Consider the following 21,696-nt stretch of genomic DNA (forward strand, 5'->3'; position numbering starts at 1 on the left):
TCAATGCGGATGTTGAAATATTAACTTGTTGATGGAAACAGCAAAAAAGAGCATCCGACTGTAAAGTCCAATGCCCCTGTCTTCAGGTTGTGCTCCTGCCATATGTTATTTTGCTTCCGATATGCCCTTCATGCTGAACGTGCCTATATTATTTCACAATCGAGCCATCATACTGCGCATCAACGGTACGAACCGCTGACTGCACCTCGGCCACTAAACGTTCCCGTTCTTCATAGAGGGGGGATTCCTCTGCCTCAAAATCAAACTGAATCGCTCGTACGCTACCTTGTGGCAACGTTAATCCCTGAAGCTGTAATTCAAACAATAATGAAGCATCAAAGGCCATGCCATCCTGATCCCGGTAACAATACAAGCTGGAGATATCGTCTTCTTCAATGTGCAAAATGCCTTGTTCTGTCAGTTGCATCACAGAGCCCCCTCACGAAATGTTGATTCACTCCCAGTATAAGGGGATTACAAGTTGCAGGAAAGCAGGCGAATATAAAATCATATAGAAATGTAAGGGTTTTCAATATAAAATAGGACTTCGGTGTAGAAGGACTTCAAATTCAGGAACAGGGTGAAACGATGAAATTCACAGTATTTGCGAAGACGGTCATTCTTTTAATCTGCCTGCTGGTACCCATTCTGCTGCTCTATACATACGCGAATCAGGCAAATGTGGATATGGTCGTTGAAGAGAAACAACAGTCGAGTCTGAACCAGTTCAATTATTTCAGCTCCCAGGTGGATAAAAATATCGAGCAGCTCTCGCTGTATGGCCTCACATTGCTGCGAGATCCGAGTATCCTGCATTACCGTTACATGACGGACTCCACCAGCCAATATGAGAAAAACAGCATCTATCTGGATATTCTCGACAAATTATCATTGTACCAGTCCACCAGCCGCTGGAAGAACGATATTACCATTGTCCTGCCACAAGCGGAACTGGTGTTATCCACCATGTCCAGCCGGACAGTCTACGATGAGAAAATGTTGACGTTTCCGCAACCTGGACAATGGCAGCTGGAGCAGGGGAGTTTCACCTACTTTTTCACAGATAACTATGAGTGGAATGAAAAACCGGTGAACACAGGTGTGCGAACCGTGATGGAGATTAATTTTGACCCGATGAACGTGGTTGCCATGTTGGATGATTTTAAAGAAACGCAGGGAGGAGATCCTTTCTTGTTAGTACCGGGCAATGATCCGTTGCTGAACCGTACGGCAGACCGCGAACTGGTCGAAGCGATTATGCGAGATATCCCCTTTGACGGACCGGAGAGGGAAGGTAATCATCAGCTGGAGGTGGGTGACAAACAATATTTGGTCAGTTACGTGCACTCCAAACAACTGCAAGCGGTATACGTGAACCCGGTGGTATTGGATGATTTGTTAACCCCGATGGACAAGAGCCGAAATATGTTTATTACCTCCATTCTGTTACTGCTCGTGCTGAGTATCGGGGCTGCACTGCTTTTGTATCGAAAAGTCCAGGTGCCCATCCATCGTTTGATGAGAGGGCTGCAACAGATTCGCAAAGGCCAGTTGTCCACTCGGATTCCAGTCGATCACTCCCGTGATGAATTCGCGTATCTCACCCAAAGCTTTAACCATATGGCAGAGCAGATTCAGGAATTGATTGAGAAGGTATACGAGGAACGTATCCGCTCACGGGAAGCCACACTGAAACATCTGCAATCACAGATCAATCCGCATTTCCTGTACAACTGCCTGTTTTATATCAAAAATATGACCCAGCTCGGCAACCGCGAAGCGGTTATTGCCATGTCGCTAAGTCTGGGAGACTACTATCGCTACATTACGCGGGGCGAGAATGACATGACTACAGTGGAAGAAGAGATCCGGTTACTGGACCATTATCTGTCCATTCAACAGATGCGGACCAACCGGCTGACCTACGAGATCGCCGTACCGCAGCAACTGATGCAGCTCCACATTCCACGGCTTCTCATTCAACCGATCGTAGAGAATGCAGTGATCCACGGCATCGAACCGATGGAAGGCAGTGGGCATGTCGTCGTAACGGGGATGGCGGTATCCGAACATATTGAGGGACGAAAATATACAAGATATAGCCTGTTTGTAGACAATGACGGTGTCACACTGACAGCGGAAGAGATTGCGGAATTGGAACGGGAGATTAATGAACCGATGGGCGAGGAGATTGGAACAGGCACGTGGAATGTGCACCAGCGTCTCGTTACGCGATATGGGCTGTCGTCTGGTCTTCATTTTGGAGCGATTCCCTATGGTGGACTTAGTGTAGAAATTCGATGGTTTGAGGAGGAACAAATGTATGATGAATCTGATGGTCGTGGATGATGAACATTCGGCAGTGGAGTCGATCGCTGTCTCGATACCGTGGAGAGAACACGGGATTGGTCAGGTATTCAAAGCCTATTCAGTCAAAGAAGCCCTGGAGCATATGGCATCACATCAGGTCCATATTATTATCACGGATATCCGCATGCCGGGTCTGTCCGGTCTGGATCTGGTCAGTCACATCAGGCAAAAGTGGGAACAGACGAAATGTATTATTTTATCGGGGCATGCCTCCTTCGATTATGCGAAGCAGGCGCTCAAACATGGGACGGTTAGTTATCTGCTCAAACCGGTCCGGGATGAGGAACTGATCGAATCCGTGCAGCAGGCTGCAGTGCAGATTCGCCTGGAGGGTGAGAAACAATTGCTGCATCAGCGGGCCATGTATTCGGTAAGGGAACATCTGCCTGAGAAGCGGGCGGAGCTGATGAAGGATGTACTGTTAGGGCATAAATTTGCGGATGCTGAACTCGAAGGGAAGCTGGAGCAACTGGAGATCGGGTTCCGTCCACAAGATAAAATGCAACTGCTGCTCATCCGGTATGATGACCATCAACCTACACATAAAGCGTTTCGATTGATGAAGTACGCCATCTCGAATGTAGTGGAAGAGATCTACGGCAGTACCTATCATCTCTGCCATACGGATGATGCCTATGATGATCTGGTCTTCATGGCCAGTCCCAAACAAACTCAGGCCGAACCTGAAATGTTAATGGGCCGACTTGGAGAGCGGTTGATCCACAGTGTGAGGCAGTATCTGAACGCGACCATTTCCCTATCCGTTAGTCGTATGGGGCGTTTTCCAGATCAGGTGCCGCAGCTATATCATCAAGCCGTCAGTGCACTTCGCAAGCAGGCCGAGGCGGGCAAAGGATTACATCTGAATGCGGCTGCGGGAACCAATGGGGCCACGTTGAAGTCACTTGCAGCACTGTATGAACCGCCGGGTCTAACGGCGTTGCTGGAAGCCGGGCGCATGGAGGATGCACACCGCAAGATTGATCAGATCTTTGCCGAACTGTCGAACAGTGTGTTCCCGGAGCATGTGTATGTGGCTTTTCATTATTTGGCGGCGGCATTCTCCTATATGGCTCATCGGGAAGGAAGGCAGTTAACCGAAGTGCTTGGTGAGCAGTACCAGCAGTTGCTTAAAGACGGTTATGGCATCTCACTGCGCAGTCTGGAAACGTGGACCAGAAGTGTGATGCAGCAGTGGGAAGAGAGCACAAGCGATGCGGGACAGGATGCCGGATCATCGCTGATTCGGCAGGTGCAGCAATGGATTGACCATCATCTAGGCGAGGATCTATCGTTGCAGGTCATTGCTGGAGAGGTGCATTTGCACCCCGTATATCTGTCGAAAATGTACAAACAATCCACAGGTGAAGGCATTAGTGATTATATTATCCGTTCCAGAATGGAACGTGCGGTTCATTTGCTGAAGCATACGGCGATGAAGATCTATGAAGTCGGTCAGGAAGTGGGGTACAATAACACGCCTTATTTCATTCAGGTGTTCCGTAAACATTATGGACTGACCCCGCAGGATTTTCGGAACGGTTAACAAATCAATATGAACATTGAAATTGTGATATATGTTTGCCTCCCTGGCTGCACTATCCTTTTCATGTAAGGTGCATTTGGCACATAAGGGTATCCAAGTTACCTGAGGAGGGGTTAGTTCATGTATAGAAAAATGATGACGGCATTGCTCGCAATCACGATGGTTGCCGTAACGGCATGTAGTTCGGGGGCCAAGGAAGAACCAACGAAGGAAGCCGCTGCACCACTTGCTCTGCAAGATGGGAAGTATGAACCGGCGGTACAGATGAGTTATTTGCGGGCCTGGAATGATGACACGAAGTTCAAGAATGGGGAAACGGCACAGAACAATGTGCATACCAAATGGGCCAAGGAACGACTTGGCATCGATCTGACCACACCGTGGGCTGTATCGGTGACCAATGATGCATTTTACACGAAATTGCGCTTGTCGCTGTCCGCTAACGAAGAACTGCCGGATATCGTATCCATTCGGGGAGACTACAATCTGGTAAGGGAATTAATTGAGTCCGGCAAGTTTGCCAATGCAGGCGAACTGTTTGACAAGTATGCTTCGGACACATGGAAACAGGCATCCGAATCCGCACCGGAAGAATGGTATCCATACATGTATGAGGGCGGGCGTTATGGCATTCCAATCTTTGATTATGCGTACAATGGCGATTCGGTCATGTTCATTCGGGAAGACTGGCTGAAGAAATTGGGACTGGAAGAACCAAAAACCATGGATGAGCTGGTTACGGTCATGGATGCTTTTACAAATCAAGACCCGGATGGGAACGGCAAGAAAGATACGTATGGTCTCACTGTCGGCATGAAGAATGCGCTCAATACGTGGATGACGGAATCGGGCTGGATCTTCGGCATGTACAACACGATGCCTGGACAGTGGAATGATGCCGGAGACGGAACACTGCAATATGGCTCCATCCAGCCAGGTGTGAAGGAAGGCCTTGCAACGATGAAAGATTGGTTATCCAAAGGTTACCTGCCGAAAGAAGCAGGCGTCTATGACGAGATCAAGGCAGCAGAACTGTTCACCGCAGGTAAAGCTGGCATTATCGTAGGGCCGCACTGGATGCCAAACTGGCCGATTGATGATGTGAAGAAAAATGTGGACGGTGCCACGTATAAGGCCATTGCCTTACCTACAGGAAAAACAGGCGAGAGCCATCAACATGGTTCTGGTGCAAGCAACGGGGTGGTGCTGATTAACAAAGACATGGCGAACCCGGAAATTTTCTTCACGTATCAAAATTATCTGTTCGACAACTTTGCCAATCCGGAAGTGGGCAGCGAGTTCGAACATGGCTTTGCGCAAGGATATGACTATGATATTGTGGACGGCAAAGTGGTTGGTGAAGCTGAAGTGAAGGATGGCGTATCACCACTCAAATATACAATTACGTATGATGGTGCACGGATTCCGAATCTGATGATGGAGACGCTGGCGGAACTTGCGAAGGGCAAAGAGCCGGAGACTCCTTTTGAGAAAAATACGAAGATTGCCAACAAACCGGAAGTGTTTGTAGCCGCTGAGGTGGTCGTTGCGAATAAAGATAATGCCATCAAGAACAAGTTCACGGGAGCACCAACCGAGACGATGAAAATGAAAAAGGACGCGATCGACAAGCTGGAGAAGGATACGTTCAGCAAGATCATCTATGGTCAGGTGGGCATTGAGGAATTTGATGCGTTTGTGACGAAGTGGAAATCCATGGGCGGGGATGATATTACCACCGAAGTGAACGAGTGGTATAAGACAGTCAATTAATAATCAAAGCAGGGAAGAACTGATGAATTCATCAGTCTACCCTGCTTTTTATGTATCACAAACGTTTTATGACTCACAGCGGACAAAAGTAACGTTTTTTCCTAAAACCACATTCTCAACCTTCCATCCGGCATTTAACCAGGATAGTGCCTGTGTATGATTCATGGAATTATTCACCCACCATTGTTCGCGATTATACGCTGTAGGGGGTAACGTAAATCCGAGAATCTCCTCAAGCTCTGCGTATGTAAGGGTGATCGAAACTTGATTCAAATAGTTTTCCAAGGGGAAGTATTTGCTGTAGCTCATTTAGTCGGACCTCCTGAAAAGGAATACAATGATTATACAACTTGGGGATGACGATAGCGAGGGCATACCGAGAGCATACATAGATATGAAAAAAAAGGAATCCGTAGATCTCTCTTACTAGCAAGCAACCGTGCGTAAGCCTTATTGTTCCGATTGTACTTGAGAGAGTAAAATAGTAGGTAATATACGAACATCAATACGTATTTATAACATAGATGCCCGGATTGATCCGGGATTCATAGAGGTTCAAGTGTGGTTGATGAACATCATAAGATGCATGGGAAGGCAGGAGATTAGATGAGTACACTTTATGATCAGGCGATGGAAGAGATGATAACCACGATTCATGAATGGTTTGATGAACAGGAAAAGCGGGATGACTTGGAAAGTGTTGTGAAGCGAACCACGCTGCAAATGGGTATTGTTAATGATATTGTGCTGGATTACAAACCTGGACGGACCACGGTAGACAGCCTGGATCTGGGTTTGGATGATGATGTGAAATCAAAGCAGGCAGGAGCCTTTACCGAGGAACAGGTACGTAACGAGATTGGGCCTAAGCTTGTAGAGGTTGTTCAGGGAAGATTGGACAAGCTGGCAGATACTCCGTTGATTGACTACCGCTTCACTTTCCGCGGGAAATTTCCAACAACCGAAGGCAAGCTGCAACTGACTTTATTGGAATGGATAAACGATGAGAAAAGACATCTGCTCCTTGAGCGTATTCATACCTATGTAGACAAGAAGCTAGAACACGGTACATATCCAACGAAGCCATTGGAATCCTTCTTTTTGACGAGTCATCTGCTCGATCCAAAGCTGTTCCCGGAGTTGGATGTAGCATGGACCATCAGGCTGTATGACCGGATTCAAGAGTTGAATCAGGGGCGTCCGGATGCACTTGCGGAACATCGTGGTGAGATTACTCGTGCAGTGACGGCATGGGTGGAGAATCAGTTTTTGCCACAGTATTATGATGTTCAGTCTTCGCCTTATCGTACCAATGAATATTCACTTAAGCCCGGAGCAACGCTTCAATCGAATATTGAAACACAGACAGATCAACATTTGGACAAGCATGGGAAGGCGCAAACATCTGGGACTCAACCAATAGATCTGCTGTTATATGCGGCGGTCATGTTTCTACGTTTTGAGCCGAGTTATAGCAAACCCAAAGGTGTGACTTTCTTGGAACTTGCGAAACAACTCGGTAGCAAACGTGCGGCACGTATGATGACAGAAGGTAGCGGTACGTATGCGAAGGACGATATTCATGTGAAAACGGAAGAAGTAGAATGCAAAGCAAATGATGTATTTGCTCTGATGACCATTCACATTCGTAAGGAGGAGGCGGGTGCCTATCAACAGGCACTTACCTTTATCATTCATTTATTGAAACAGGGATTTCCAAAAGGTTATAAGATCAAGCTGAAATCTGCCGTAAAGCAGTATTTGCCGATCAAGGGACTCGCGAAGTCGGATACCCACCGATTCTTTGCGAATGCACTGGAATACCCGGAGTTGCATCCACTCCTGGAAGAGTATGCACGTGAGGCTATCCAGGAATTTGAGTTTTATGAGGATACCGAGGGAGAGAAAAGCTGTATGCCGGGCAGTTATGCAACTTTTGGGCTGGGGCTCGTGGATGAGCGGTATTTCCCGCTGGTTGAATATTACATGGGCGAAGTGGATGATGAGCATCAGTTGATTCAGGATAAGTTCATTGCGGCATTTGTGGAAAAACAGGGTGTAACGGCTCAATCCATACCTGCGTTAATCACCAGTTTGCGTCGTTCGACGGACAGTCTGAAGCTGAAGATTCAGTCCGAGCTGGAGAATGAGGAGATACTCGAACTGTTGGTTAGGCAGATTCAAGAACTTGAGCATTATGAAGCGGAACGTGTACTCTATCCGATCTTTGGCAAGGTGGAGAAGCTCACAACGCTCGCTCGCAAAGCGGAGGGAAGACGGAAGGAATTATTGCTGGAACTGTTGCAAGCCGCAGGGAAATGAAGATGTACACAAGACAAATAAGATTGTACTGTGCGAGCCAGTAAAGCATTTTAGAGAAGTGAAAGTGTATAAGGAAAGGTGGGGAGAGTTATGGAAACATTGAGACGAGACATGTGGCAGGCGTTGAACGCTCAGGACAAAGAGGCTTGGATGCGTAAGCTCGTTCGTCAGTTACCAGACGGTATGGTATATGAGGGTCTCGAGACATTTGAACGATTCGGTCAGCGGATGGAAACAGGTGTATTTAGGGAGGATGGGCTGAGATTTGTGTTTGTGCCTGGAGATCAAGTAACACTCGGCTGGGATCGTTGGCAGCATGGTATGAACGAAGAGACATCAGCCGACCTGCATGAAACGGTCAGTGAGTATGGTGTTGAGGACGTGGATTCGTTTCTGGCGAGTCAAATGTCACCTGTGAGAGAAGTTACTATTGCGCCTATGCTCGTGGAATGCGAACTGATCTCGCTTGGCTGGATTGAAGTGTCCGAGGAGGAAGCATTTGCACAGGAAGATCCTGATTTCCCGTCAGCCCTGGAGCAATTTAAGCAATCGGAAATACGTGAATATGAATTGCATCAACAATTTCGTCTGATTCGCCAAAGTGAGAATGGAGTCCGAATCCTGTGGTTCAACGAAGGAATCGAGTTGGAAGACGTCGTGAGGGAGGAAGCTGCGGCGGGTTTTGGTTTGCTGACCGAAGACGAATGGGAGTATATCTATGGCGGCGGTTGTCGCACGTTATTTCCCTGGGGTGACAGCTTCGACTATACGATGAGATTGAAGCACTTTGGAAGTCTGGAAAGCATGGATGAGATTGTGGAGGGATCGGCAGAGACGGCCTCTTCGCAGGTTGAAGAAAAGGATGATCGTCCTTATGATCTGGAACTGCCAAATTTCTTCGGGGTGCAATTTAATGGGGATCCCTACAAATATGAGCTTACACTGGATTCGGGTGGAGACGTAATGCCCAAAGGAGGAGACGGCGGTAGCCTGATATGTGGTGGTACAGGGCCGCTGGTTGGTTTCTTGCCTGCTGCTGCGGTCTATTATCGAGACGTTAATGCCAGTGAACTCGATTGGGAGGATTTGATGGATGCGATGGTCTATCGCAGGGTTGTTCGTTTGGCTGAACTGGCATTGTAGTCATGACGAAACGTATCTATCAAGGAAGAGTTATAATGGCGAACAATAAACGTTCAAATCCGTATGAGGATTCACCTTATGTCATCTATGCAGTAGATAGTATTCGGCTGAGTGCAGGCATACTTGTCCTGTTTTTTCTTAACGTATTTCTGCTTATTCCCGTGTTCAGTGTCCCGTTCCAATCGCTGTATGCGTATATTCTCGTGCCACCGCTAGCCTTTATGAATATATGGGCGATTGCCCTCATTGCTGCCCCACGCAGACTCCAACTGAATTATGTATTGTTCCGAGGCGTATTTGGCATCGTTTGTTCTGTGGGATTTATGGTGATTATACAGAAGTTTGCCTACGGGACATTGGGTCTGACGACACCTTGGTACGCTATTGGATCATTTGCGGTATATGGTTTTGCTTTGTTCCAATACGTGAAGTTTCGTTTGCGTAAGCTGCAGCAGCCCCCTCAGCGTAAAAAAAGGGATAAAAGCACAGGTGTGCCTGTAGCCACATTAACGATGATTACGGGCGGAGCATATCTTCTGGCCAATATTTCACTGGCCTTTGTTACGCTACAGACTGTGGCTGTTGTGCTAATGTGTGTATACATTATGCTGGCCTTTGTCGTGTTTCACTTCATCATGGACTTGCATCGGTATTACTGGCTTCGCCAAGTCATGAACAAGGCAGAGAGTTAATTGCAGGATAGAGACAGACGAACAGGAAGAGGTCTTTGTAGCAGAGCTTGAGCATACGTAACACACATCAAATCAGCCCCAACTCATAGAGTGGGACCGAAATGATGTGTGTTTATTTTTGTTTATTTCACTTTTTGTACAGATACCGCCATTTGCTCCAGTTGAGTGTGAGTCAGTTGGTTATTTGATGAGCTGAGTGTTACATAACGATCATCCAGCTTGAATGTGAGCATATCCGTTTGATCCGGTGTGTACCATTTGGCTGATACGCCATTAGGCAGTTTTACCGTTTTGCCATCATAGCTGAAAGAGTAGTCTTTAGGGGATACCGTGACATTCATACGATTGAAAACAAAGTTTACACCATCACCGCCTGCACCTACGCTTTTGAACGTATCTCCAGCAACCATATGTTGTGGAGCATAGGCTGTGGTGAAACCGTCAAACTTCGCAAATGCCTTACGAATGTTATCCAATTGTTGTTTGCTATAGTTCACATCTGCAAATGCAGTGATCCCTTGATCGTTGTTGCCAGTTGCCTTCTGAACAGAGACAGCGACTTGTTGCAACTGAGCTTGGCTCAGCTTATGATCCGGGGAGCTAAGCGTAACGTAGCGATCATCCAGTCGGAACGTGAGCATGCCCGTTTGATCTGGTGTATACCATTTGGCGACAACACCATTGGACAGTTTCACGTCTTTGCTCGTATAGCCGTCCGAATAATCTCTTGGAGATACATCCACTTTCATATGGCTAAAAATAAAGCTAACACCGTCGCCACCCGCACCTACACTTTTGAACGTGTCACCTGCGATCATCTGCTGAGGGGCATAAGCTGTCTCGAACCCATCGAATTGTGCAAAAGCCTTTTGAATGGCCTCTTTTTGTGCTGCGCTATACGTTACATTCGTCAAGGCTGCTGGATTGCTGGTAGCTTGGCCGATAATGACCTGTCCTTTTTTGCCGTCGTAGGATACTGGTACATGCAGTGCATCGGCAAGTGCACGTACGGGCAGATAAGTAGAGTTGTTATAGGTAATTGGAGCAAGTTTGTTGCCATTGCCATCCGTTGGTGAATAAGCCGCGCCATCAACATTAAAGCTGATTCCATGGTTAAGATATGCGGAGATTTTCTCCAGCTGCGTTCCGGCGAATACGCCCGTTGCTCCTGTTAATGTCATGCCCAGTACCATCATCGTTGCTACGGATTTCTTCATGTTTTTTTTCATCATATATCTCTCCTTCAAGTTGGGGTTTGGTTTGTTTAATGGGCTCGCTGTCCCTTATGGCTTTATATTAAACCCCGAACATATCCAGAATAATTCTGAATTATCTCCAACTTGTAAACATGTGTATATATACGGAGAATGTAGAACGAAAACTGAAGCTGCTTGGCATGTTTGAACGTATTCTTTGCCGAATTGAAACATTTTAGTTAAAAAGATAGAGGATTAGTCCGCCAAACCCAAGGACAATCGCACCAACATATACATAGGAGAGTTTGCTTAGGTTTTGCTTTGTGCGGCGGTCATATTCGGGGTTGCTGGTCTGATTGGCTTTCGAATTTCCGATGATCATGGTAGCAATACCTCCAAATAAGGCAATACCCACAATTAAAACATAAGGCAACCAGGTCATGAATGGACCTCCTTCGCGAATAATATGATATGTCTTTATTGTACTTCAAGTTAACCTTTGATGTAAGATTCATTTGAGAAAATAAGGGAAATGAAGTATTTGTCTTACAGTATGTATGTAGTCTTGGATCGGAAAGATCACTATAATTTTATTATTTTTTAATATTAAAAAACCTTGATACAACAGGCATTCGCAGCTTTCTTCACTGAAGGTTGCGAATTTTTTTTGCCCACAGAGTGATCCAGAATAGAGAACCCTGCGTTACACCCTATGAAGACAACGACGAGGAAAGAAATTATACACAAAACATAATCGAGGAGTGAACACGTAATGAAAATGAAAATGAAGAAGTTTATCGCACCTGTACTTAGCTTGACACTGTTGATGCCGGGGATCGCTGGAGCAGCTTCCGCACCACAGACACCAATGACAATGATGAAAGCATCCGTGAACACACCGGCGGCTGACCTGAGAGCAAACCTGGACCACCTGCTGTCCGAGCATTTTGCACTCGCAGTAACAGCAATGGCAAAAGCATATGACGGAGCAAAAGATGCAGATGCAGCTTACAAAGCACTCGACCAGAATGCACTGGATATGCAACCAGCAATCGCTTCCCTATACGGTGACGCAGGTGCCAAAGAATTCGAACGCATCTTCCGTGCTCATAACAAATACACAGATGATCTGGTGAAAGCAACCAAAATGGGCAACCAGGCTGGAATCAAACAAGCACAAGCAAACATCAACGGTTTTGTGGATGAGTTCTCCACATTCCTGAGCACAGCTACCGAAGGCAAGTTGCCAAAAGCAGCAGCCAAACAGGCGCTGCAAGTACATGAAGATCTCGTGCAAAAAGTATTCGATGAGTATGTAGCTGGAGATTACGCTGATGCATACAAGGCTTACCGTGAAGGTTTCAAAGAAATGTTCGACGTAAGTAAGGCACTCTCCACAGCCATTACTACACAAATGCCTGAGAAATTCGAAAATACCAAAGCGGATACAAAAGCAGCCGATCTGAGATCTGCACTCAACCACTTGGCTTCCGAACACTTTGCGCTTTCGGCTCTGCAAATGCAAGAGGAATTTGATGGACGTACAGCCGCTTCCAACGCACTGATTACAGCTGAAGCTGGAAACACAGCTGACTTCAAAGCAGCGATTGCTTCCGTTTACGGTAACGATGGTGCCAATGCTTTCGAGAAAATTTGGGTAACGAACCACGTTAATGCACAAAGCGACTATGTAAAAGCTGTTAAAAACAACGATGCTGCGGCTCGTGCGGCAGTAGAGAAACGTATTGATGGATTTACAACAGAGTTCGCTACATTCCTGGATTCAGCAACAGCTGGCAATCTGCCAAAAGCAGCAGGACAACAAGCGCTGACAACGCATGAAAATCAAGTACAAAACGTATTGAATCAATATGCAGCAGGTAACTATGATGCTTCTTACACAACAAATCGTGAAGGCTTCAAAGTGATGTTTGGTGTAGGTCAAGCCCTTGGTAATGCCATCGTGACTCAATTCAATGACAAATTCCAAGAGCCAGCAACACCTGTACCAGCGCCAGAAATGACAACGGTGTGGATGCAACTGAACAGCAAAATGCTGAAAATTAACGACAAAACAACCAACATGGACACCACACCAGTGCTTTGGAAAAACACAACATACATTCCACTGCGTTTCTTGAGTGAAGGTATTGGTGCAACGGTGAAATGGGACAAAAAGGCACAACAAGTAACGGTAATGGCTGGCGATGATACGCTTGAATTCTGGGTGAACAATAACGTTATGGAAGTGAACGGCGTGAAGAAAAACGTGGGTGCAACGGTATTTGTTAACAAAGATGGACGTACGCAAGTACCCCTGCGCTTCATTGCTGAACTTCTGAACTGGGACGTGAAATGGGCACAAAAAGATGGTTCCATTACGCTGACCAAATCCATGTAATAGTAAAGTAAAATAAGATTAAAACAAAAAGAGCTGCCCCATACGGCAGCTCTTTTTGTTCATCATAAGTGGGTCAGTGTGTTTCGATACATAATTTGATGAACGGGGTGACGTACCGTTTGATGTCCATTTTTCGTACCTTTACCAAGAGCGATCAGCATGACATCCAAGTATCTATCAGAAATACTCAAGCTTGCTTTTAATCGAGCGGAATCATAACCTGACATCGTGATGGTTTCGAAACCAGCCTCATTGGCGAGCAGAATGAATGACATGGATGCTAGACTTACATCTCGGGTTAATTCCAACTTCAGCTCTTCATCGGATTTATTTGCATAGTATTGTATTGCAGCATTCGCCAGATAATCTCTGAGTGATGCATCAAAATAGCCCGACTGAAAGCCTTCTTCGTGAATGTTGATAATATTATCCGCTTCAAATGCTCGATAATCCCCTAACATGACGATCAAAGCGGAAGCATCCATCACCTGTTGTTGATTGTAAGCTATAGGTAGTAATGCGCTCCGTAAATCAGGGTCATCAATAATAAGATACCGGGTCGCTTGAATATTATTCCCATTAGGTGACTTGCTTGCAGAAGCAATGAGTGAAGTCAAAGTCTCTGGCTGTATCGTATAATTTGAATCAAAATGTCGAACGGAACGCCTTTGTTCCAAAACGGATTGTACACTCATGGGATCATCTCCATCGTTGTTATTTAGGACTCCCTTGAATTATAGTAGGCATTAACAAATGAGAAAATAACGCACAAAAAGGTGGGATAGCCACTTTAAAGTATCTATTGGGGAGGGACGGCACATTGGTTAAATATAATACCGGAATAAATATTTTCATGGATATCGCTGGCGGGAAATGGAAGTGTCTTATCCTTTTTTTTCTGAGTCAACAATCGGTTCGAACTAAGGAGTTCTATGAATTGATACCTGGAATTACACAAAAGGTCTTAACCGACCAATTGAAACAGTTGGAGAGTGATGGCCTCGTTCATAGGGAAATATTCAAGGAAGTCCCGCCAAAAGTAGAATATAGTTTAACTGATCTCGGAAGATCCTTCGTTCCGGTCTTGAACACGATGTGCGACTGGGGCAATACGTACGCAAGGACCAAAGGTATGGAGCAGGATGAACATATTCAATGTGACCATGAATGAACCCAAAAGTTCAAATATTTGGTATAATCATCGGGTAATGACCTACATAACAGCTGGAATAGCCGATGGAGTCTAGAATGAGGTATGATAATTTGGTATAAGCAAAATGAAGAGGGGGGACATAGGAATGAGTACATCATCAAAATCGGAGCGTCCAGCGAGAAATGTGGATACCCGGTTATTTGTTGCTTGGGCCGTTTCCGTTATTGCAACAGGGGGGAGTCTCTATTTCAGTGAGATTAAGGGATATCTTCCATGTGATCTATGCTGGTACCAGCGTATATTCATGTATCCACTAACCATCTTGCTGGGCATTGCCTACTTTAAGGATGACGTGGGCATCACCAAATACGTACTCCCACTTAGTTTCGTCGGTGGCGGCATTTCGTTATATCATGTAACAATCCAGCGTATTTTTTCGGCTACAGGGAATGCCGTCGCGTGCGGTAAGGTTCCATGTTATACCGACTATTTGAATTGGTTTGGTTTCATCACGATTCCATTACTGGCACTGATCGCCTTTATGATCATCATCGTGATGCTGTGGGGTATCGGCAAAACACCAAAATCTTCTTAATAAGAAAGGATAGATGGTGATGAGCGGACAAGCTCGTTGGTTCATGCCCTTCATAATTCTGCTCCTCCTGACGGTGGGATGCTCTTATGAGGAACAGTCACAATCAGGCGAGATGCCAGAGATGATTAAAGTGAAACTTGACGTTCCAGAGAAGACTTCTCTTCATAAACCAACACGGTTGCAGGTGAAGCTTACACAGGGAGATGCACCGTTAAGTCAGGCTGACCATGTGCAATTCCAGATCTGGAATGAGCTTGATGATCCGCCTTCTGTATCTCCGGAACAAGGTATGATGACAGCGGACGAACTGGAGAATCAGGGGGCTATTACTGCCAATGAGTCAGAGGAAGGGCTGTATGAAATCCAGCATACCTTTGAAGAACCAGGTACGTATGTGGTACAGGTCCATGTTACGCACGGAGCTATGCATAGCATGCCGAGAGCGAGAATTGTAGCGGAATGAAGCAATGGGCGGGTACCAAGGGTTTGGTTCAGGGTTAGCAATGGGTTTATAATGTTAAAGGTATGAAGAATGTTGTAGGAAAAGAGGGTGTTATGGCAACTATTCATGATGTTGCACTCAGGGCAGGAGTTTCTGTAACTACCGTCTCGCGTGTATTAAACAACCGGGGATATATCAGTCAGAAGACTCGGGACAAAGTGTATCAAACCATGGACGAACTTAACTATCGACCCAATGAAATTGCCCGTTCTCTTCTGCGTAAACAATCCAATGTTATAGGCTTGATTATTCCTGATGTATCCCATCCGTTTTTTGGAGAACTGGCTAGCTATGTTGAGTATCATGCTTACCAGAATGGATTTAAAATTATGTTATGCAATTCCCACATGGACCCTTCCAAAGAGCGTGAATATGTGGAAATGCTTAAGGGTAATCGCGTGGATGGCATTATTATGGGAAGTCATACACTGGAAGTTGATGAGTATATGAATCTGCATTCCCCAATCGTGACCTTTGATCGTAAGATCGGTGAAGACATCCCGTTTATCTCATCTGATAACTATCAGGGAGGGGTTATGGCTGCTGAATTGCTGCTCTCGAAGAACAGACGGAATCTGGCACATATCTGCGGTAATTTGGAATTGCAAATGCTGTCCAATCGCCGGACGACAGGTTTCGTTGATACATTGCAGGCTCATGGAGTCAAACCGGTCATGATTCATGAAACCGATCTGAATGTGTTTGATCAGCATCAGTATACGGAATTGGTGGATAAGCTACTTGCACAACACCCCGAGGTGGATGGGCTCTTTGTAACGAGTGATCTGATGGCGGTGCATGCGCTGAAGCAGATCGTGTTAGGTGGGCGCAAGGTACCCGACGATATTGCTATTATAGGTTATGATGACAGTCGTGCGGCAGCGTATACGGTGCCTGGCATTACAACGATCAGGCAGCCGGTGGAGGCCATGGCTAAACTGGCGATTGATCTGATTCGGCGCCAACTCGCGGAAGAGAAGATCGAAATGGAGCATATTTTGCCGGTTACCATCGTGGAGAGAGAGACGACCTGATACAGGTCGTTTTTTCATATTCGTCCTTTTGCAATGTAAAAATCAAGGCGCGATATTTTTTTAAAATGGTATGTCAAACGATTGACATGTCAAACCTTTGACATTATAATTCGACTTGTAAGCGTTTCCTTTTAAACTATTGATCGGGGGACATAACAATATGAAAAGAGAACAGAGATGGATGAAATTATTGGTATTGTCATTGATTATGATGCTTGTATTGTCGGCATGTGGAAGTAAAGCAGCGACGGAGTCCAACTCCTCCTCGGAGGGGAGCAGCAGTGAGAGTGTCAAAATCACGATGCTCAATTCCAAGTCGGAAATTAACAATCAGCTGGAGCAAGCGGCTAAAGACTTCCATGCCGAAAATCCAAATATCACACTCGAAATTGTACCTGTAGGCAGTGGACAGTCTCCGTTTGAAAAAGCGTCTGCTTTGTATGCCTCCGGCAGCCCTACAACGATGATGATGCTGGACACAGGGGATGTCGAGAAATTCAAGGATCGTGTTCTGGATCTCACATCCGAGTCTTGGATGAAGGATGCTGTGGAGAACAGCACAGCGGCTACAACGTTTGATGGCAAAAATTATGCCTTCCCGTTCTCTATTGAAGGATATGGATTCATCTATAACCAGAATGTATTGGATCAGGCAGTAGGTGGGACATTCGATCCCAAGTCTGTACAGACCACTGCACAGCTTGAGGAGCTGTTCCAAAAGATTGCTGCTACTGGAAAATCACCTTTGATTGTATCTCCGATGGATTGGTCGCTTGGTGCGCATTATCTGGGGCTTGCATATGGTGGGCAGTCGGCGGACCGTGCGAAGGTGGATCAATTCATTACTGATCTGAAGGCTGGTCAAGTGGATCTTGCTTCCAACGCCGTGTTTAATGGCTTGTTAGATACATTTGATCTGATGAAAACCTACAATATTGACAAGGCTTCTCCATTGTCCGGAACTTATGAGCGTGGACCTGAGGTGCTTGGCAAGGGTGAGGTTGGCATCTGGTTCCAGGGCAACTGGGCATGGCCACAAATTTCAAGCTTTGATACAGCAGATGGAAATTATGGCTTCCTCCCAGTACCTGTGAGCAATAATCCGGATGATTTCGGTAATACGCAAATCTCTGCTGCTGTATCCAAACGAATATTGCTGGATAAGGAAAAGAGCACACCAGCGCAGCAGGAAGCGGCGAAGAAATTTTTGGATTGGATTGTTTATAACGAAAAAGGTCAGGATTTCCTGGTGAATCAAGCCAGTATTATTCCGGCATTCAGCAACATTACACTGGAGCCAACCGATCCGCTTGGCAAATCCATTAGTGAATACATCAAGGCAGGCAAAATCGAGGAATCAATGAGTACACTTCCTGCGGATCACTGGTCCAAACTGGGTGCATCCATGCAGAAATACTTGGCTGATGTCATTGACCGTGCCGGGCTTGCCAGCGAAATTCAGGCATACTGGAGCAATGTGAAATAAAGGAATTAATCTTAGCCCTGCGCAGCACATAGAGAGAGACTTGCGGTAGCCGGAGATGATGAATGTACAGCTTCCACATGAGGTCTGTTCAACTTGTTTCCGGCATAACCGTTAGGCTAATCATTTGGATAGAGTGGAGGTTGACAATGCTGACCGAAAAAGGATTATGGACACGTCTGCGCACCCGCCTGATCTTTACTGGCCCGACATTATTTGCGTTTGCTACAGTGATGATTATTCCATTTTTGTATGGTATTTATTTGACGTTTACGAACTGGGATGGCATTGCCATCGATCAAAGCTTTGTTGGCTGGGATAATTATATCAGTGTGTTCAAGGACACCGTGTTCTGGAAATCATTCGGGATGACGCTGGAGTACGTATTTATTACCGTTGTGCTGACCAATGCGGTTGCCTTCCTGCTCGCTTACGCTGTAACTCGGGGAATGAAGGCACAGGGCTGGTTTCGGGCCGGATTTTTCCTGCCGAATCTGGTGGGCGGAATCGTGCTTGGTTTCATCTGGCAGTTTATTTTTAATCAGGTACTCGTTTTTGCAGGACAAAAAATGAACCTTACTCTGTTTTCCACCTCCTGGCTGGCTGACCCGGATAAAGCGTTCTGGGCACTCATTGTGGTGACCGTTTGGCAGTATGCCGGCTATATGATGGTTATCTACATTGCAGGACTAATGAATGTGCCGAAGGATGTTATGGAAGCAGCCAGCATTGATGGGGCAAGTAAGCGCAAAATGTTGGCGCGCATTGTATTGCCACTGATGGTTCCTTCGTTTATTGTATGCATCTTTTTGTCACTGCAACGGGGATTCATGGTGTATGATCTGAACGTCTCCCTGACCAGTGGCGGGCCCTTCAAGAGCACAGAGATGGTATCCATGCATGTTTATGAGCAGGCATTTCTTGCTCGTGACTACGGATTGGGTCAGGCAGAAGCCTTTGTTCTGTTTATCCTTGTAGCCGCCATTACATTGCTCCAGGTCTATTTCAGCAAAAAACTGGAGGTCGAGGCATGATGGCTGGACAATCACGCATTCTCAACTGGATGAAGTTTATTGCATTAATCGTTGTGATGATTTTGTTTGTATTTCCTTTTGTACTTCTGATCGTCAATTCGTTCAAGGCTAACCAGACAATTACCTCCGATCCGCTGGGCTTGCCAAGCTCCTTTCAATTCGATAATTACGTCAATGCGTTTGACAAAATGGGATATGTATCCGCCTTCAGCAATTCGTTGCTCATTACCATTGCAGGTGTATTACTGATTGCTCTTTTTGCGGCGATGACAGCACATTACTTTGTTCGTCACAAAAGCAAAATGAATCAGTATCTCTTTTTCCTGATGGTAGCTGCGATGATTATTCCGTTCCAGGCCATTATGATTCCGCTGGTTAAAATATACGGCTCGCTCAGCCTGCTGGATAACAAGTGGTCGCTGATCTACATGTATATTGGCTTTGGCAGTCCGCTTGCCGTATTTATCTACCATGGCTTTATCAAAAGTATTCCCCTGGAGCTTGAAGAAGCGGCTCTAATGGATGGCTGTGGCAGAGTGCAAACCTTTTTTCGCATCGTACTGCCGGTGTTACTGCCAACAACCGTAACCATTAGCGTGCTGAATGTATTGTGGATATGGAATGATTTTTTGCTGCCTTCCCTGGTGCTGACTTCATCCGAGCAGCGAACGTTGCCGCTGTCCACGTTTTATTTTTATGGGACATACACCGTGGATTACGGTCCATTGATGGCTGGTCTGGTGTTGACCCTGCTGCCTGTCCTGATCGTTTATCTGTTTGCGCAGAAGTACATTATTCAGGGGGTCATGCAAGGGGCTATCAAATAAGTTCAGTTGGGTGATAGAGAGAGAGACAGGAGTGAAGGACATATGAATCAGGAACGATACGAGAAGCAGGGAATAGACACAAGGCAAGAGACAGACCCCGGACTGACGAGTTCTTCGGCTCAAACGAAAGAGAGTTATACACTCGCCCGGGCCAACGCATATATCAAGGAACATCGACATCAGGTTGATCCAACCTATCGAATGGCCTATCATTTGATGCCAGAGGTGGGCTGGATGAATGACCCCAACGGCTTCATATACTTCGGTGGGATGTATCATATGTTCTATCAGCATTATCCCTACGAACCGGTATGGGGGCCGATGCACTGGGGCCATGCGGTGAGCCGTGATTTGGTTACGTGGTCTTATCTGCCTATTGCACTGGCACCTGATCAGAGCTACGACAGTGGAGGGTGTTTCTCCGGAAGTGCAATCGTGCAGGATGGCAAGTTGGTGCTGATGTACACGGGGCATGTCGTGACTGGACCCGACAAGGATAACGATTACTTGCAGACACAGAATATCGCTGTCTCGGACAATGGGATTGATTTTGTCAAAAGCGCGATGAATCCGGTTATTCGGCTGGATCAAATCCCAGCGCATACCAGTCCCAAGGACTTTCGTGATCCAAAAGTGTTTGAACGAAACGGTGTGTACTATTGCGTCCTTGGCTCGAATGATGCTGCGGGCAAAGGTGTCATTCTGTTATACCGTTCAACGGACTTGCTGGATTGGAGTTATGTTAACATTATGGCCCAGAGTGACGGGACGCTTGGTGACAATTGGGAATGTCCCGATCTGTTCACACTGGATGGCCGAGATGTGCTGATCATGTCTCCGCAGCGCATGCCTGCTCAGGGAGATAACTATCGCAACTTGCATTCGACCGTTTATATGATGGGAACGCTGGATGAAGACCAAGGTGTGCTGAAGTACGAGCAGTACGTTCCGCTGGATTGTGGCTTCGACTTTTACGCGCCCCAGACGATGGAGGATGCACAGGGACGACGAATCATGGTGGCTTGGATGGATACGTGGGAAACGGAAATCCCGACACAACAGTCTCATGCCTGGGCTGGAGCGATGACCTTGCCGAGACAACTCATTCGCAGGGGACAACGATTGATATTCCAGCCGCTTCCCGAACTTACACAGTACAGGTTGGAAGGCACCGAGCAGTATGGTATACATTTAACTGATGATGAACATGATTTTGATCTTGGAATTAGTGGAGACCGTTACGAACTGTATGCTGTATTCGAAGCGGAACAGGCACGACACTTCGGGTTGAAGCTGCGCACGGGTGAAGATGAAGAAACTGTGATTTCCTATGATGTAGAGCAGCGTCGTTTATGCTTAAATCGCGAGCAGGCCGGACAAGGGCCGGGCGGAGAACGAGCTGCGACAGTGGAACTGCTTGACGGGAAACTGGAACTTCATATTTTTATGGATGTCAGCTCCGTTGAGGTGTTCATTCAGCAGGGAGAGCAGGTAATGACAGGGCGAATATATCCTGGGCCGAACTCAACAGGTATTAAGGCTTTCTCGTCCGGAACGTGTACGTTGACCGAACTTTGCAAATGGGATATACGAATTCCTTGATAAAATGTTTTCTATAATACAGC

At 46.2% G+C, this 21,696-nt stretch carries 20 protein-coding genes; 15 read left to right on the top strand and 5 right to left on the bottom strand.

The window, feature by feature from the left end; genetic code table 11:
* Positions 1-148: 148 nt before the first annotated feature.
* Positions 149-427, bottom strand: coding sequence for a hypothetical protein (locus tag BLS69_RS27895; protein ID WP_091038446.1), 279 nt, complete (start codon positions 425-427; stop codon positions 149-151).
* 161 nt (positions 428-588) lie between these two features.
* Here BLS69_RS27895 and BLS69_RS27900 point away from each other — a divergent pair, with 161 nt between their 5' ends.
* The 3 genes from BLS69_RS27900 to BLS69_RS27910 all read left to right on the top strand — a co-directional run bounded on the left by BLS69_RS27900 (position 589) and on the right by BLS69_RS27910 (position 5,689).
* Entirely contained in the window at positions 589-2,349 is a 1,761-nt protein-coding gene (locus BLS69_RS27900; RefSeq protein WP_091038448.1) for a sensor histidine kinase, read from the top strand.
* A complete protein-coding gene (locus tag BLS69_RS27905) occupies positions 2,324-3,916 on the top strand; it encodes a response regulator transcription factor (protein WP_091038450.1) in 1,593 nt (530 codons plus the stop codon). Before BLS69_RS27900 ends, BLS69_RS27905 begins: the two co-directional genes overlap by 26 nt.
* 120 nt (positions 3,917-4,036) lie before the next feature.
* Positions 4,037-5,689, top strand: coding sequence for an extracellular solute-binding protein (locus tag BLS69_RS27910; RefSeq protein WP_091038452.1), 1,653 nt, complete (start codon positions 4,037-4,039; stop codon positions 5,687-5,689).
* Positions 5,690-5,755: 66 nt separating this feature from the next.
* On the opposite strand, the gene BLS69_RS27915 is transcribed toward BLS69_RS27910, so the two are convergent.
* Entirely contained in the window at positions 5,756-5,998 is a 243-nt protein-coding gene (locus tag BLS69_RS27915) for a DUF7662 domain-containing protein (protein WP_091038453.1), read from the bottom strand.
* Between the two features lie 297 nt (positions 5,999-6,295).
* On the opposite strand from BLS69_RS27915, the gene BLS69_RS27920 reads away from it, so the two are divergent.
* The 3 genes from BLS69_RS27920 to BLS69_RS27930 all read left to right on the top strand — a co-directional run bounded on the left by BLS69_RS27920 (position 6,296) and on the right by BLS69_RS27930 (position 9,846).
* A complete protein-coding gene (locus BLS69_RS27920; protein WP_091038455.1) occupies positions 6,296-8,011 on the top strand; it encodes a DUF6138 family protein in 1,716 nt (571 codons plus the stop codon).
* Positions 8,012-8,101: 90 nt separating this feature from the next.
* Positions 8,102-9,154, top strand: a complete 1,053-nt coding sequence (locus BLS69_RS27925) for a hypothetical protein (protein WP_091038456.1) — start codon at positions 8,102-8,104, stop codon at positions 9,152-9,154.
* A gap of 35 nt (positions 9,155-9,189) precedes the next feature.
* On the top strand, positions 9,190-9,846 hold the full coding sequence (locus BLS69_RS27930) for a hypothetical protein (protein ID WP_091038458.1): 657 nt from the start codon (positions 9,190-9,192) through the stop codon (positions 9,844-9,846).
* 122 nt (positions 9,847-9,968) lie between these two features.
* Here BLS69_RS27930 and BLS69_RS27935 read toward each other — a convergent pair whose 3' ends face one another.
* Together BLS69_RS27935 and BLS69_RS27940 are read right to left on the bottom strand one after the other, a co-directional pair.
* The gene (locus BLS69_RS27935) at positions 9,969-11,078 is read right to left on the bottom strand and encodes a stalk domain-containing protein (protein WP_256332442.1); all 1,110 of its coding nucleotides are present in this window, start codon (positions 11,076-11,078) and stop codon (positions 9,969-9,971) included.
* A 199-nt stretch (positions 11,079-11,277) separates the two neighbouring features.
* Entirely contained in the window at positions 11,278-11,484 is a 207-nt protein-coding gene (locus tag BLS69_RS27940; RefSeq protein ID WP_017692174.1) for a hypothetical protein, read from the bottom strand.
* Between the two features lie 330 nt (positions 11,485-11,814).
* Between BLS69_RS27940 and BLS69_RS27945 the strand changes: the two genes are divergently transcribed.
* Positions 11,815-13,443: a copper amine oxidase N-terminal domain-containing protein gene (locus tag BLS69_RS27945; RefSeq protein ID WP_371129105.1), complete on the top strand. Its 1,629-nt coding sequence runs from the start codon at positions 11,815-11,817 to the stop codon at positions 13,441-13,443.
* Between the two features lie 62 nt (positions 13,444-13,505).
* On the opposite strand, the gene BLS69_RS27950 is transcribed toward BLS69_RS27945, so the two are convergent.
* The gene (locus BLS69_RS27950; protein ID WP_091038461.1) at positions 13,506-14,138 is read right to left on the bottom strand and encodes a nitroreductase family protein; all 633 of its coding nucleotides are present in this window, start codon (positions 14,136-14,138) and stop codon (positions 13,506-13,508) included.
* Positions 14,139-14,263: 125 nt separating this feature from the next.
* On the opposite strand from BLS69_RS27950, the gene BLS69_RS27955 reads away from it, so the two are divergent.
* The 8 genes from BLS69_RS27955 (at position 14,264) to BLS69_RS27990 (ending at position 21,673) form a co-directional block, all read left to right on the top strand.
* The gene (locus tag BLS69_RS27955) at positions 14,264-14,614 is read left to right on the top strand and encodes a winged helix-turn-helix transcriptional regulator (protein ID WP_091038462.1); all 351 of its coding nucleotides are present in this window, start codon (positions 14,264-14,266) and stop codon (positions 14,612-14,614) included.
* Between the two features lie 127 nt (positions 14,615-14,741).
* Positions 14,742-15,191, top strand: coding sequence for a disulfide oxidoreductase (locus tag BLS69_RS27960; RefSeq protein WP_091038463.1), 450 nt, complete (start codon positions 14,742-14,744; stop codon positions 15,189-15,191).
* A gap of 19 nt (positions 15,192-15,210) precedes the next feature.
* Positions 15,211-15,654, top strand: coding sequence for a FixH family protein (locus tag BLS69_RS27965; protein ID WP_165980420.1), 444 nt, complete (start codon positions 15,211-15,213; stop codon positions 15,652-15,654).
* 92 nt (positions 15,655-15,746) lie between these two features.
* On the top strand, positions 15,747-16,727 hold the full coding sequence (locus BLS69_RS27970) for a LacI family DNA-binding transcriptional regulator (RefSeq protein WP_091038467.1): 981 nt from the start codon (positions 15,747-15,749) through the stop codon (positions 16,725-16,727).
* 160 nt (positions 16,728-16,887) lie between these two features.
* Positions 16,888-18,213: an ABC transporter substrate-binding protein gene (locus BLS69_RS27975; protein ID WP_091038468.1), complete on the top strand. Its 1,326-nt coding sequence runs from the start codon at positions 16,888-16,890 to the stop codon at positions 18,211-18,213.
* A 146-nt stretch (positions 18,214-18,359) separates the two neighbouring features.
* A complete protein-coding gene (locus tag BLS69_RS27980) occupies positions 18,360-19,244 on the top strand; it encodes a carbohydrate ABC transporter permease (RefSeq protein ID WP_091038470.1) in 885 nt (294 codons plus the stop codon).
* Positions 19,241-20,071, top strand: a complete 831-nt coding sequence (locus BLS69_RS27985; protein ID WP_371129106.1) for a carbohydrate ABC transporter permease — start codon at positions 19,241-19,243, stop codon at positions 20,069-20,071. Before BLS69_RS27980 ends, BLS69_RS27985 begins: the two co-directional genes overlap by 4 nt.
* Positions 20,072-20,113: 42 nt before the next feature.
* The gene (locus BLS69_RS27990) at positions 20,114-21,673 is read left to right on the top strand and encodes a glycoside hydrolase family 32 protein (RefSeq protein ID WP_091038471.1); all 1,560 of its coding nucleotides are present in this window, start codon (positions 20,114-20,116) and stop codon (positions 21,671-21,673) included.
* Positions 21,674-21,696: the final 23 nt, after the last annotated feature.

The sequence above is a fragment of the Paenibacillus sp. CF095 genome (assembly GCF_900101225.1).
Lineage (GTDB): Bacteria > Bacillota > Bacilli > Paenibacillales > Paenibacillaceae > Paenibacillus.